9 protein-coding genes are annotated in these 13,883 nt (G+C 57.6%); 1 reads left to right on the top strand and 8 read right to left on the bottom strand.

All coding sequences use genetic code 11. The features are described 5' to 3' along the window. Positions 1-2 precede the first annotated feature (2 nt). From hfq to ACA069_RS02735, 6 genes are all read right to left on the bottom strand, one after another. The gene (hfq, locus tag ACA069_RS02760) at positions 3-269 is read right to left on the bottom strand and encodes an RNA chaperone Hfq (RefSeq protein ID WP_095109354.1); all 267 of its coding nucleotides are present in this window, start codon (positions 267-269) and stop codon (positions 3-5) included. 95 nt (positions 270-364) lie between these two features. After that, complete coding sequence (gene miaA, locus ACA069_RS02755; protein WP_187677880.1) at positions 365-1,336, bottom strand: tRNA (adenosine(37)-N6)-dimethylallyltransferase MiaA; 972 nt, start codon at positions 1,334-1,336, stop codon at positions 365-367. Next, the gene (gene mutL, locus ACA069_RS02750) at positions 1,336-3,237 is read right to left on the bottom strand and encodes a DNA mismatch repair endonuclease MutL (protein ID WP_187677953.1); all 1,902 of its coding nucleotides are present in this window, start codon (positions 3,235-3,237) and stop codon (positions 1,336-1,338) included. The genes miaA and mutL overlap by 1 nt, the downstream gene beginning before the upstream one ends. 5 nt (positions 3,238-3,242) lie before the next feature. Next, entirely contained in the window at positions 3,243-4,616 is a 1,374-nt protein-coding gene (locus ACA069_RS02745) for an N-acetylmuramoyl-L-alanine amidase (RefSeq protein ID WP_401271274.1), read from the bottom strand. 57 nt (positions 4,617-4,673) lie between these two features. Next, complete coding sequence (gene tsaE, locus ACA069_RS02740) at positions 4,674-5,144, bottom strand: tRNA (adenosine(37)-N6)-threonylcarbamoyltransferase complex ATPase subunit type 1 TsaE (protein WP_016985707.1); 471 nt, start codon at positions 5,142-5,144, stop codon at positions 4,674-4,676. Continuing rightward, the gene (locus tag ACA069_RS02735) at positions 5,132-6,631 is read right to left on the bottom strand and encodes an NAD(P)H-hydrate dehydratase (RefSeq protein ID WP_497616214.1); all 1,500 of its coding nucleotides are present in this window, start codon (positions 6,629-6,631) and stop codon (positions 5,132-5,134) included. The genes tsaE and ACA069_RS02735 overlap by 13 nt, the downstream gene beginning before the upstream one ends. A 63-nt stretch (positions 6,632-6,694) precedes the next feature. Here ACA069_RS02735 and queG point away from each other — a divergent pair, with 63 nt between their 5' ends. Further along, positions 6,695-7,795 (top strand): tRNA epoxyqueuosine(34) reductase QueG, encoded by a 1,101-nt coding sequence (queG, locus tag ACA069_RS02730; protein ID WP_489880354.1) that lies wholly within the window; start codon positions 6,695-6,697, stop codon positions 7,793-7,795. A 60-nt stretch (positions 7,796-7,855) separates the two neighbouring features. On the opposite strand, the gene ACA069_RS02725 is transcribed toward queG, so the two are convergent. Next, positions 7,856-12,466 (bottom strand): RHS repeat domain-containing protein, encoded by a 4,611-nt coding sequence (locus tag ACA069_RS02725; RefSeq protein WP_497616213.1) that lies wholly within the window; start codon positions 12,464-12,466, stop codon positions 7,856-7,858. A gap of 190 nt (positions 12,467-12,656) precedes the next feature. Next, positions 12,657-13,643, bottom strand: a complete 987-nt coding sequence (locus tag ACA069_RS02720) for a hypothetical protein (RefSeq protein ID WP_401271262.1) — start codon at positions 13,641-13,643, stop codon at positions 12,657-12,659. Between the last annotated feature and the right edge of the window lie 240 nt (positions 13,644-13,883).

The raw sequence follows: 13,883 nt of genomic DNA, 5'->3' as shown, positions 1-13,883 counted from the left end.
TATCAGGCGTTACCCGGAGCTGGATCTGCGTCGCCCTGTTCATTTTCGGTTGCGCTAGGCAGACGAATTGGACGAACTGGCACGACGGTAGAGATAGCGTGTTTGTAAACCATCTGGCTGACGGTGTTTTTCAGCAGGATCACGAACTGGTCGAAGGACTCGATCGTGCCTTGCAGTTTGATACCGTTGACCAGGTAGATGGAAACCCCAACTTTCTCTTTACGTAAAGTATTCAAGTAAGGGTCTTGTAGCGAATGCCCTTTTGACATGTGCCGCACTCCTTTAAGGATTCAATAATAAAAAATAGGTAATTCAGATGGCTTTGGCCGCCACACCCCCAAGGATAGACGGCAATTGCAAGGACTCAGCTCAATATGGAGATGGTCCCAAGGTATTTCAAGGCGCGTGGCAGATTGTCGCAATCAAGACTGTCCAGCCAGTGTAAATCTTCCCAGCTGCGCAGCCAGGTGAACTGGCGTTTGGCCAATTGGCGCGTGGCGATGATTCCGCGCTCCTGCATTTCGGCCAAGCTCAGTTTGCCATCCAGGTAATCCCAGACTTGGCGGTAACCTACTGCACGTATAGACGGCAACCCGGCATGCAGGTCACTTCTTTTACGCAGGGCTACGACCTCGTCGATGAATCCCTGTTCCAACATATTTGTGAATCTTTGTTTAATACGCTCGTGCAATACCTGACGATTCGCCGGGGCAATGGCCAAGTTCGCGACAGTATAGGGCAATTGTTGCAGTCCCGAAGCGGCTGCTTCAGTACTTTGCGCAGATTGTTGCTGGCGCAGGGCAGTCATGCTCTGACCGCTGACCCGATAAACCTCCAGCGCCCGACTCAGACGCTGTGGATCGTTCGGATGTATCCGCGCCGCTGACTCCGGGTCGATGGCTGCCAATTGCTCGTGCAAGGCTTGCCAGCCAAGGCGTGCAGCCTCTTCTTCGATCTGCGCGCGCACCCCGGGGTCGGCTGCCGGCATGTCTGCCAGGCCATCGACCAAAGCCTTGTAATAGAGCATCGTGCCGCCGACCAGCAGCGGGATTTTTCCGCGCGAAGTGATTTCGGCCATCGCTTGCAGGGCATCACGCCGAAAATCAGCAGCCGAATACGCTTCAGCCGGATCAAGAATGTCGATCAAACGGTGCGGATGCTCAGCCAACAGCTCTTTTGAAGGCTTGGCGGTGCCGATGTCCATGCCGCGATAAACCAGCGCAGAATCGACGCTGATCAACTCGCAAGGCAATACCTTGGACAGCTCGATGGCCAGGTCGGTCTTGCCCGCAGCGGTCGGGCCCATAAGAAAAATCGCTGGAGGAAGCTGGCTCATCAACGACCGCGCAAGAACAGTTTGTCCAGATCGTCCAGGCCCAGTTGGGTCCAGGTCGGTCGGCCATGATTGCATTGACCGCTGCGCTCGGTGTTTTCCATGTCACGCAGCAGGCCGTTCATTTCCGGCAGGGCCAGGCGCCGGTTGGCGCGGATCGCGCCGTGGCAGGCCATGGTGCCCAGCAGTTCGTTGAGGTGCGCCTGAATCCGGTCGCTGGTGCCGTATTCCATCAAATCCGACAGCACATCACCCACCAGACGATTAGCCTCAGCCTGCTTAAGCAAAGCCGGAATCTGTCGAATAGCCAATGTTTCCGGGCCAAGGCGTTGCAACTCGAAGCCAAGACGCTGAAACCACGCCGCATGCTCTTCGGCGCAATCGGCCTCGCGCTGACTCACCGCCAGAGACTCAGGCACCAGCAACGGCTGGCCGCTAAGACCTTCGCTGGCCATGGCAATCTTCAGGCGTTCGTACATGATCCGCTCGTGGGCGGCGTGCATGTCCACCAAAACCAGCCCTTGGGCATTCTCGGACAGAATGTAGATGCCCTTGAGCTGCGCCAGCGCGTACCCGAGTGGTGGAATATCTTCCTGACCGGCCGGCAGCGCATTGGCGTTGGCTTCAGGCAACGGCGCGAAAAACTCGCGATACGCAGCCTGAGCCTCAGCGGCAGGCGGCATCGCCGACTGCGGACGCGGCGTGTATTGATACTGATAAGCGCCACCAGCGCTGGCGCCCGCCGATGTATTGAACGCCGGTTGCGCCTGCGGTTGCTCAAGCAACGCATTGGCCGCCAGACGCATTTCACCCTGCGGGCCGAATTCACCGGCATCAAGGCCGGTTGGCCGGACAACGGCGGTGGTGACTGAACCGGCAAGCTGATCTTCCGGACGCACATCGCCCAGCGCGCGGTGCAGCGTGCCGTAAAGGAAGTCATGCACCATGCGCCCATCGCGAAAGCGCACTTCGTGCTTGGTCGGGTGCACGTTGACGTCCACCGCCGCCGGGTCGACCTCGAAAAACAGCGCAAACGTCGGGTGCCGACCGTTGAACAAGACGTCGCGATAGGCCTGACGCACCGCATGGGCCACGAGCTTGTCGCGCACCGCCCGGCCATTGACAAAGAAGTACTGCAAGTCCGCCTGGCTGCGGTTGAAGGTCGGCAAACCGACCCAGCCCCACAGGTGCAAGCCGTTACGCTCGATCTCGATCGGCAAGGCTTGCTCCAGGAAACCCGAACCACAGATCGCCGCCACACGCCGCGCACGCGCCGCGTCATCGTGGGCTTCGTGCAGGCTGAGAATGGTCTTGCCGTTGTGGCGCAGATGAAACGCCACGTCGAAACGCGCCAGTGCAAGACGCTTGATCACTTCTTGCAGGTGATCGAATTCGGTTTTTTCGGTCTTGAGGAATTTGCGCCGCGCCGGGGTGTTGAAGAACAGGTCGCGGACTTCAACCGAGGTGCCGACCGGGTGCGCGGCCGGTTGCACGCGAGGCGCCATGTCGCGACCTTCGGTTTCGACCTGCCAGGCCTGATCGGCGTCACGGGTGCGTGAGGTCAGGGTCAGGCGCGCGACGGAACTGATCGACGCCAGTGCCTCACCGCGAAAGCCCAGGCTCATCACCTGTTCGAGGTCTTCCAGATTACGAATCTTGCTGGTGGCGTGACGGGCCAGCGCCAGCGGCAGGTCGTCGGCGGAGATGCCGCTGCCGTCGTCGCGGACTCGCAACAGCTTGACGCCGCCCTGCTCGACATCGACATCAATGCGCTTGGCGCCGGAGTCGAGGCTGTTTTCCAGCAGCTCCTTGATCACCGACGCCGGGCGCTCGACCACCTCACCGGCGGCGATCTGGTTCGCCAGCCGGGGGCTGAGCAGTTCGATGCGGGCTGCGTTCAGCACTTCGTTCATTCTTTGGACGCCAGTTCGGTGCCAGGAATGGTCAGGTGTTGGCCGACTTTCAGCTCATCGCTTTTCAGGTTGTTCGCGCTGCGCAATGTGGCCGGCGATACCTGATAGCGCACGCCGATCATTGCCAGCGTTTCACCCGGGCCGACACGGTGGTCACGCGGGCCCTGGGCGATCTTGCCGGAATCACGCAGCCAGGCAATGTAGGTGCCCGGTGGCGGGTTCTGCTGGAAGAACTGGCGCACGCCGCTGCTGATCGAACGTGCCAGCGCTTGCTGGTGGCTCGACGCCGAGAGTTTGTTCGCTTCGTTGGCATTGGAGATGAAGCCGGTTTCAACCAGGATCGACGGAATATCCGGCGACTTCAACACCATGAACCCGGCCTGTTCAACGCGCTGTTTGTGCAGCGGTGTGACGCGACCGATGTTGGTCAGAACTTTCTGACCGACGTTGAGGCTGGAGGTCAGCGAAGCCGTCATCGACAGGTCGAGCAACACGCCGGCGAGCATGCGGTCCTTGTCATCGAGGCTGACGTTGCCGGCACCACCGATCAAGTCGGAACGGTTTTCGCTGTCGGCCAGCCAACGCGCAGTTTCAGATGTGGCGCCGCGATCAGACAGGGCAAACACCGACGCACCAAAGGCCGCCGCAGAAGGCGCGGCGTCGGCGTGGATCGACACGAACAGGTCGGCGCCCTTTTTGCGGGCAATTTCGGTACGCCCGCGCAACGGAATGAAGTAGTCGCCGGTGCGAGTCAATTCGGCGCGGAAGCCTTTCATGCCGTTGACCTGACGTTGCAGTTCGCGAGCGATCTGCAGCACCACGTCTTTTTCACGCTGACCACGCGAACCGGACGCACCCGGGTCTTCGCCACCGTGGCCGGCGTCAATCACCACAATAATGTCGCGCTTGCCGGCCGGGGCCGGCGGCAGCTTGATTGTCGGCTCGGTCGGGGTGACCGGCACGGCCGGTACAGTCGCAACCCGCGGCGTTGGAGCAGGCGGCGGCGCCGCGTCGGCCGCGTTGTCGAACAGATCGACCACCAGACGGTTGCCATACTGTGCGTTAGGCGCCAGCGAGAAGCTTTTCGGGGTGACGGCTTTTTTCAGATCGATGACCACCCGCAGGTCGGTCGGCGTGCGCTGGGCCGAGCGCATCGCGGTGATCGGCGTGTTGGCGGTCTGCACATTCAGCGGCGCGCCAAGGGTGGCGCCGTTGATGTCGATCACCAGCCGATCCGGTGAGGTCAGGGTGAAAACACTGTGTTGCACCGGGCCGCTCAGGTCGAAGACCAGTCGCGTGTTGTCCGGCGCCCGCCACAGGCGCACGCTGTTGACCTTTGAGTCGGCCACAGCGTTGACGGTTACTGCCATCAATATCAGTCCAGCGGCAGCCACCAACGCGCGAAAGCGCATACCTAACCCCATCATCTAATTGGATTCCAACGCCAAAGCGGCACACCAGGCCTCGCCACGCGAGCCCTGGGATAAAATTTTCAGCGAACGCCCGCTGTCTTGCGGGCTAATGGTAATGGTCAGGTCCGGCTTTGGCAAAAAGCCTGCACCTTTATCGGGCCATTCGATCAGGCACAGTGCGTCGTCTTCGAAATAGTCGCGGATGCCGAGAAACTCCAGCTCTTCCGGATCGACCAGGCGATACAGGTCAAAGTGGAAGGCGCGGATATCGCCAATCTCGTAGGGTTCGACCAAGGTGAAGGTCGGACTTTTCACCGCCCCGACGTGCCCCAACCCACGAATGATCCCTCGGGACAGCGTGGTTTTGCCCATCCCCAGGTTGCCCTCGAGGAAAATAAGGCCGTGGCCCTGGGTCACCCGGGCGATCCGTGCGCCAAAGTCGCTCATGGCCTGTTCATCGGCCAGGTACAGGGTTACTTCAGACACGGTGCATGCTCCTCCAACAACTGACGAATGACTGGAATCAAATCACTGGCCGCCAGCCCACGGCCGAATTTCCCTTGTTGCATCCCGGCATTGGCGTGCAGCCAGACCGCCAGACAGGCGGCATCGAAACCGTCCATGCCTTGCGCCAACAGTGCGCCGGTCAAGCCTGCCAGTACATCGCCGAGCCCAGCGGTGGCCATGGCCGGATGGCCCTGGTGACACAACGCCAGACGCCCATCGGGATGCGCGATCAAACTGCCGGCGCCTTTCAGCACCACCACTGCTGTATGTTTTTTGCTCAAAGCCAAAGCGGCCGCCGGGCGATCCGCCTGTACTTCAGCAGTACTGATCCCCAGCAAACGCGCCGCTTCGCCCGGATGCGGAGTGATCACGCAATCCTTGGGCAGGCTGACGAATCCGCTGGCCAGCAGATTCAATGCATCGGCGTCCCACACTTGTGGCAACGGCGCGTTGACGGCGGCAGACAACAGCGCCCGCCCCCAACTCGCCTGTCCAAGCCCCGGCCCGACGAGCAGCAGTGACACTTTTTCGAGCAGACTCATCAATTGATTGGCCGATGAAACCCCTAGCGCCATCACTTCCGGAACCCGCGTCAGCGCCGCCGACACGTGCTCCGGTCGCGTTGCCAGCGAAACCATGCCCGCCCCACTGCGCAGTGCGCTTTCGGTGCTGAGCAGAATCGCCCCGCCGAAACCGTGATCGCCACCGATCAACAACAAATGCCCGAATCGCCCTTTGTGCGCGGCCTGCGCACGTGCGGCCAGACGCGGCAGATTAGCCGCATTGAGGCGTCGAGCGCTGACAGGAATGTCACGATAGATTTCGGTCGTGGCCTGCAAATCATTAAATGCCAGATAGCCGATGTGATCCGCAGCATCGCCGGTGAACAGGCCGATTTTCAGCCCAATGAAGGTGACGGTGAGGTCGGCGCGAACCGCAGCACCGAGCACATGCCCGGTATCAGCGGACAGTCCGGAAGGAATATCCACCGCCGTTACCGGCAAACCGCTGGCATTGATCGTCCTGATGGCACTGGCATATGGCTCGCGAACCTCACCGGTGAGGCCGGTGCCAAGCAAGGCATCGACGATGATGCCGCGTAATGGGCTCAGGGGGTTCCAGCCCTGTACCGCCACGCCTTCGGTCACCGCCTCGGCATGGGCCAATGCTGCGTCGCCCTGCAAGCGCTGCGGATCACCGACAGCCAACACCTGAACTTGCCAGCCTGCGCGTTGAGCGAGAACCGCTACCAGATAACCGTCACCGGCATTGTTGCCATGGCCGGCGAGCACCGTCAGTACGGTCGCTGAAGGCCATTGTCGGACCAGCGCCCGCCAGGTCGCATGTGCGGCGCGCTGCATCAATTCGAAGCCCGGCGTGCCGGCAGCAATCAGCCGTGCGTCGAGTTCGCGCACCTGAGCGGCGCAGTACAGCGCGTCGGGTAATTCATCTTTCGTGTGCGGCATGCGTATTCGGGCTCCGATGTCTGGCAGAATTATACGCACCTCAGCTCCGGTTTCTCTCGCCTCATGTCCGCCATCACTACAGACCTGCCCGCCCTCGCCCAATCAATCAAGGATTGGGGCCGCGAGCTGGGCTTTCAGCAAGTCGGCATCAGTGGCCTGGATCTGGCAGAGCATGAGCAGCACCTGGCGCGCTGGCTCGAAGCTGGCTACCACGGCGAAATGGACTACATGGGTGCCCACGGCAGCAAACGTTCGCATCCGGAAGAGCTGGTGCCCGGTACTTTGCGCGTGGTTTCCCTGCGCATGGACTACCTGCCGGGCGACACCGAGATGGCCAAACGTCTGGCCCAACCGGAAAAAGCGTACGTGTCGCGTTATGCCTTGGGCCGCGATTACCACAAATTGATCCGTAAACGCGTTCAACAATTAGCGGACAAGATTCAAGCCGAGATTGGCCCATTTGGCTTCCGCGCCTTCGTCGACAGCGCTCCGGTGCTGGAAAAAGCCATCGCCGAGCAGGCCGGGCTGGGCTGGATCGGCAAAAACACCCTGGTGTTGAACCGCAAAGCCGGCAGTTACTTCTTTCTGAGCGAACTGTTCGTCGACCTGCCGCTGCCGGTGGATGAACCGCACAGCACCGAACATTGCGGTCGCTGTACGGCGTGCCTGGATATCTGCCCGACCAACGCCTTCGTCGGCCCTTATGTGCTCGACGCCCGGCGCTGCATTTCCTATCTGACCATCGAGCTCAAAAATGCCATCCCTGAAGACCTGCGTCCGCTGATCGGCAATCGAGTCTTCGGCTGCGATGACTGCCAGATAGTCTGCCCGTGGAACCGCTTCGCGCGGCCGTCTGGCGAAACCGACTTCAAGCCACGGCACAACCTCGACAACGCCGAACTGGCCGAGCTGTTTTTGTGGGATGAAGAGAAATTCTTGAGCAGCACCGAAGGTTCACCGTTGCGGCGAGCGGGGTATGAGCGCTGGTTGAGGAATCTGGCGGTGGGGCTGGGCAATGCGCCTTCAACGATCCCGGTGCTGGAAGCGTTGAAGGCGCGACGGGATTATCCGTCAGCGTTGGTTAGAGAGCATGTGGAGTGGGCGCTGGAACAGCACTCCCGACCTGCGCACGCGAAACTGGCCAGCAAAGAGCTCAAATCATGATCTTGCCCTTGAGTACTCTTGGTTCTGGCTTGGTGCTGCCTGGTCGTGTGTTTATACCTGTCACTTGGATTTTTTAAGGTGGCCGCCCAACTGGATGATGTCTGCAATCCTGTCCTTGGAGTTCTCCACCAGATACACGCGATCTCCCCCGCCCAAGTAAAAATGCATTCCCTTCATCGTCGAGCTGGATGAACCGTGCATTGGCTCGTAACGGCCTTCCGCTAGCTGGGCGGCCATGCTCGGAGGTTTTCCCTCTGAAATTTCCTTCATGAAGAACTCAGCTTTTTTCTTCAAGTCTTCTTTACCCGCTACCTCGATGTAGTTCCGACCATTTTTTTCGTAGGTCTTGACGAGTGTCCATTTCGTATCGATCTGCTCCTGAACCGGCGCGCTGGCTTTTTTGGCCGCAGCCTTGGCTCCTCGTCCTTTGGCAAAAGCTTTGCCCGCCCCCCGTCCACTGAGCCCTGGTTGAAAGGCTGAAGCCAGCTTTCTGGCTCCATTCACAGCAGCTTTGGCGCCGGCCGCCAGACCTGTACCGAGCGAAGCCAGGCCAAGACCGACACTGATCCACCCCAATAGCTCTCCTGCAGAAGAATCCGGTGCATAGTGACTGACCAATTCGCTGGCGATTCCCGTCAAACCTGAAGCAACGGTCAGGCCCAACGCCGCCACCGCCCATGGCGTTGTGGCGCCCGCCGAGAGCACGCTGGCAACAATCCCCAGGACACTGAGTCCGACTCCCAGGATCAATTGCCAGGATATATGCCCCGTAGGGTCAACACGATTGACAGGATCGCCCAGGCAATAAGCGTAGGCATTCAATCCGCCCCCACCAAATGGACTCATGCTATCGGGGCTGAGAAAACGCATCAGTGTCGGGCTATAGGCTCGGTAACCGTTGCCCAGCAGATAAAGGCCGGTCGCCCGGTCCAGTTGCTCGCCGTTGAACCCCGCCAGACTGAACAAACCACCCTCGGCAGGACGATGCCCGTAAGGGCTGTAAGCGCAATCGGTCAGCTGCCCCTCACCCAGCTCTGCCAATACACTTTGCTGCTGATCGGTGCCGAACAGTTGCGCGCCGGCGTTCAATCCGAGCTGCTGCTGCCCCACAAGCAATCCACCGTGCCGCACGACGCTGGATGAATCTTTACCACGAACCTCATTGGTGACCCGGCCTTCGTAGTAATAACGCTGCGCCGTTGCCGTATCCGGTTGCGACAGTTCAACCAGGTGATCGAAACCGTCGTAATGGTAGCCGCGGATGACTGAACCTCCTGCGCCAGCCAGTTGCTCGAGACGTCCGAACGCGTCATAGGTCAGGGTTCGCGCCTGATCATCCTTGATCATCCTGCCGTTGGCGTCGTATTCCAGGGTCACTGCCGGTGGATAGTCGACATGGGAATGCTTGACTGCGCTGAGCTGCGCGGGGTCCGGATTTTCATAACTGAAGGTGGTCAGATTCACACCCAGCGGGAACCGGGTTTGTACGGTGAGAAGGTTGTCCAGTGCATCGAATGTAAACGTCTGCTGGACTATCTCTTTGCCGTAAGGATCCAAGGGTTTTTGGGTTCCGGCACAGTCGTACTGGATCAGACGCCCACGCACGTCGTAAACAAATTGTTCATCGCGCAACACTTGTGTGCCGCGCATGGACACTTTGCGCGACAGTTTGCCAGCGAGCGTATAAGTCGACGCCAGCGTCTGGTCGGGCTGGCCCTTGACCTCGAAAGTACGGAGGGTTTCACGACCGATATCATCATAGGCAAACCGAGTGATCATTTGACGCTTGATCGAAGTCTCTTCGGTCTTCGTCCATTCCAGCATCCCTGTTTGGATGTTGTAGTGGAATTCGGTTTTCAGCGAACCCTGCAAAGTCGATAACAAGCGGCCGTGGTCATCGTATTCGGATCTATGCTCGGATCCGAGTACATCGACATAGATGAGCGGTCGCCCCTCTAAAGAATAGGTAAAAGAAGTTGCTTTGCTGACATCGCCGTAGGTAGTCGTTTCGGATTTGATGCGCCCGGAAGGGTAATACGTAAAACGACGCTCTCTGCTGTTTTCGGTGCAGGTCAAGGGATGCCCGTTGACGGGGTCGTAAGTCATGGTCGTGAGCAATGCCCCCACCTTGCGTTCAGTCAGTAAACCGCCCAGAGCTCGTACATAAGTAAATTCGGTTTTCTTGCCATCGGCGCTCTTGTACCACTGCGGCTGACTGAACCCCGCTTCATATCCGGCCTCGGACTTGCGTCCGCCCACGGTACTTTTCGTCAGGCGATTCAAACCGTCATACACCTGCCGGCCCAACACTCTGCCATTAACCCGGATGCAGACCGGCAGCGCTTCATCACTGTGATCGGCGTAGTCGGTTACCACTTCGCTGGTGCCGGGCAGGACACTACGGATCATCCGGTCAAAAACGTCGTACCCATATCGAGTGGTATTGCCGACCGGATCGGTCTGGCTGGTTGTGCGCCCCAATCCGTCATAGGTGTAAACGGTTTTGCCGAGGCTCTTATTCTTCAGATTGAAGCTCTCGACACTCAGTGGTTTACCAAACTCGTTGGCGAGGGTAACTGTCTTGCCCATTCCCTGAAGCCAACTCGTTTGCTGGCGAGCGACCGGATCGGCCTCGCTGTGTTCGATACGCCCATCGGCATGGAGCGTCTTGCTGACCTGCCCCCAGTTATCGAATTCGTAGCGAGTGATGACCGGATAAGGCTTGCCATCGCGCCAATCGGTCAGCGTCACGTTTACCTTGTGACCCGCCGAATCATGAATGGCGGAATAGAGCGTGCGAAACTGAATGAGCCCATCCTCATCCGGATAGTCACAGTCCTGTTCCTGAACGGTAACCACCCGTTCCAGGCCGTCATAGGTCACTCTTTGTTCACAGCCGGCAGGGTCAATGGTCACCATCGTGGCCGGCTGCTGAATGGTGGCTGCGATATAGGCCCACCTGGTAGAGGCTGCGTAAGGAGTACCGCGGGCAACCGTTTTGCACACTGCCCGGCCGATCGCGTCGTATTCATATTCGATCTGCTCGCCATCGACACCGACTTCTGACAACGGTAATCCGCTCAGCGTCGAGAGCACTTTCTCGCTGGTCTGCAACGAGCCATCAAACCCGCGTGTGCTGGACTTCACTCGCAGCCCGACGTCCTCAAGCTCATAGGAAAATTCCGTACAAGTCTTTTTATCGTTACGGGTGATGCTTTGCTCTTTCATGGCCCCGTGCTTGAGCGGGTCCATTGGCGTATTCAGGTAATGCCTTGCGGTTCTCGAGCGCAGGACCTCAACCCCCTCCACGAGCTCGAAATAACGCTCCTCAACCGGTAACACGGATGCCAGTTCCGCACCTTTCAACGCGGGATGCAGCGCATAGTCGTAATACGTGACAGTCGAGTTTCCACCTGCTGCAGCAGCGGTAACAGTCCTCTTTTTCTGGAACCTGATAAAACCCAGCGGATCCTTTGGGCAGTTGTCCCCACCGCTTGCCGGATAAAATTCCGACACGGTCGTCACCCCACTCGGCTCGACATACTTGAGCAAGTTGCCTTCGCCGTCGAACTCAGTGACGGTGGTTTCCTCGCGCGACTTTTGGGTGCCCCGATCGAGATACGTCACCTTCTGAACCTTGGGCATGCGGAACTGAGCCGGCTGTTCATTGAATGGCCTTACGACGGAACAATGATATTCGGTGGTGGTTGTGGTCTGGGCATCGCCGCATGTTGTAACTTCTGCGACCAGCAAATGGAATTTGTTGTAGGTGCGATTAATCCGGGTGTGAACCTTACCGTTGACCACCAATTTCTCGTCCGAGGTATAGACGTAGTGACTGGGCGCCAGGTAAAGAGGATCTCCGTCTTCGTCCTTGGCCGGGATGAGACCCTGCCCGAGAAAGTTATGGTCGGAATACGTGTATATCTTGCAGAGCCTGGCCTGGCGACGCCCCGGGTAAACATCGTGAGCGATGACAAACGGCAGCGTCTGTTCCACGCCGTTTACGAAGCGGTGACCTTGCCGCTTGTAGCGAATGATTTCTACGCCGCGCAAGGGGTTGACGACGCGGCGCAAATAGCTGGCCTCATCAATGACTTCATATTCCAGCTCCCAGCCTTTGCCGAGCGGAAGCTCGATTGCCGTCACCCGACTGTTTTTCAAGATCAACTTGTAGTCGGAACTGGACGGCGTATCGGGATGCCGGGTCAATGTCACTTGACCTGCATTGCGTGTAATTTTCAACAGGCAGCTCTTGGCGTCAGAGACTTCCGTCAACATGGGAAACTGATTGAACAATTTATGCTTCAGCGTGATGCTCACACCGTTCGCCGCGAAAATTGTTTCCGCCACGGCAATCTGAGTGCCCGCCTGAACTTTCAGTAACTCACGGCGCCCATCCTTGTATTGGACCTCATAGCGGCCTGTCCCGATCACCAATACCTTGGCGGTTTGCAGTTTCATTTCCTTGAACTTCAGGCCGGCAGACGTCTCGACAGCCTTGTATCGCTCACCGTTGGACAGCGTCATGACTTTGCTGCGCAAGTTGTAATGCGTCATGGTCAAAGACCACCCAAGGCCGAAACCGGCATCCACCTGATTGAGCGGATTAAACCCCATTGAGAGTGCAAATTCAGGACCATTGAGATCCGCCGAGTACAACTTCCCCAACGAAAAGGCACATGTATATATGCCCGTGCGAGGATCAACGCCTCCGGAAACGAACTCACCGAAGTTGAAAGCATTTGAATGAACAGCGGAAGATGAATTACTTACCATTGAAAAGCGTCCTTTATTTCCAAATTCAGATATTGGCCGATCAGGCTGGCGAGCAAAAAAAACCGCTAACCACATGTCAAAATCAGATAAGTTTTTTCATTGATCGCCTGGATTCATCCAGAATAAACGTGCGCTGTTCTTTATCACCATCGATACAAAGCCTGTGCTCCGAACCGAATTCATCAATCACTGCAAACTCGAATGCGCTTTCATTGGCCGGCGCCACTTGCAGATCAGCGGAAATATACTGCACAAGTGTCAACTGCCCAGGCACTTTATTAATAGGTACGGTTATGTAGCCGAGAGGGCTGCGAAAGGTTGTTTTCAGCCCATAAATCGGCGCCATATACCCATAAAAATTTCTGCGACCATCCCGTGTGCCAGGGATATTTCCGGACACATACACCTGCACCGAATTTTCCGAATCATAAGGGTCAAGTTTTACTTCACTGCTGTACCAGTCGAGGAGGTGAATCTGCCGGCCCTCTGCGTGTAGACCAATATGATAATGCTGGACCCAGTCATACGTGGCTCTCTGCTGTTTCTCATCGTACTTGCTCAACGAGAAACTGCTCAGCGGATACTCTCTCGGTGGAATCGCTTCTAGCGTAACACTGCTGTCAAAGCCAACTCCGTTACTTCGCAATACCTCCTCGGCCATGATGATTTCGGCAGCCACTTCCATGACTCCAGGCCTGGAGGCGGAAACCCAAAACTCAAAAACCTGCACCGGATCAGCATCGTCACTTATCCGATTGTCCTTAACACGCGATATTTCTGTAACCCGCGGCGCCCCACCCGACATTTCGTGGGCATACCGATTTTCATGCACCGATACACCCCAGTCTCCTTCCAGAGGCCGAGCGCCGTTATAGGCAATCAACCGCAGTGACTGCAAGGCGGGATGTCCATACAGTGACGCGCCGTCTCCACTGTTATCGACTCCGTGCAAAAGCACCAACACGCGCACTTGCATTCTACCGTTGGCGTAAAGAACCTTATGTTGACCAGACCTTGCAGAGTCGAGTTTAACCTCGATACGGGACACACTAAGCTGCTCATCAAACATAAAATAACCCCTGACCAATTAATAATTCTCGCCCCTCTCAGGGCACGTCGAAGTATTGACGCACGACTAAAAAAACAATAAAAGTCGGGACATTCGACAAATTATTAAGAGGCAAAGCCGAGGAAATACTTGAACATCAAAACCGACAACCTACACAAATCATCAAACAATCAAAAACTGCTGAATTCATGTTACAAAACGCAAAACCGCTCGCTTTGGGCCTTTGATTCCGGCATCACA

The sequence above is a fragment of the Pseudomonas sp. LBUM1652 genome (genome assembly GCF_059716105.1).
This window is presented reverse-complemented; position numbering and strand designations above follow the sequence as displayed.

Excerpts from the sequence above, each read along its gene's own strand:
- hfq (WP_095109354.1), bottom strand. The coding sequence starts at position 269 with ATGTCAAAAGGGCATTCGCTACAAGACCCTTACTTGAATACTTTACGT.
- miaA (WP_187677880.1), bottom strand. The coding sequence starts at position 1,336 with ATGAGCCAGCTTCCTCCAGCGATTTTTCTTATGGGCCCGACCGCTGCG.
- ACA069_RS02745 (WP_401271274.1), bottom strand. The coding sequence starts at position 4,616 with ATGGCAGTAACCGTCAACGCTGTGGCCGACTCAAAGGTCAACAGCGTG.
- ACA069_RS02735 (WP_497616214.1), bottom strand. The coding sequence starts at position 6,631 with ATGCCGCACACGAAAGATGAATTACCCGACGCGCTGTACTGCGCCGCT.
- queG (WP_489880354.1), top strand. The coding sequence starts at position 6,695 with ATGTCCGCCATCACTACAGACCTGCCCGCCCTCGCCCAATCAATCAAG.
- ACA069_RS02720 (WP_401271262.1), bottom strand. The coding sequence starts at position 13,643 with ATGTTTGATGAGCAGCTTAGTGTGTCCCGTATCGAGGTTAAACTCGAC.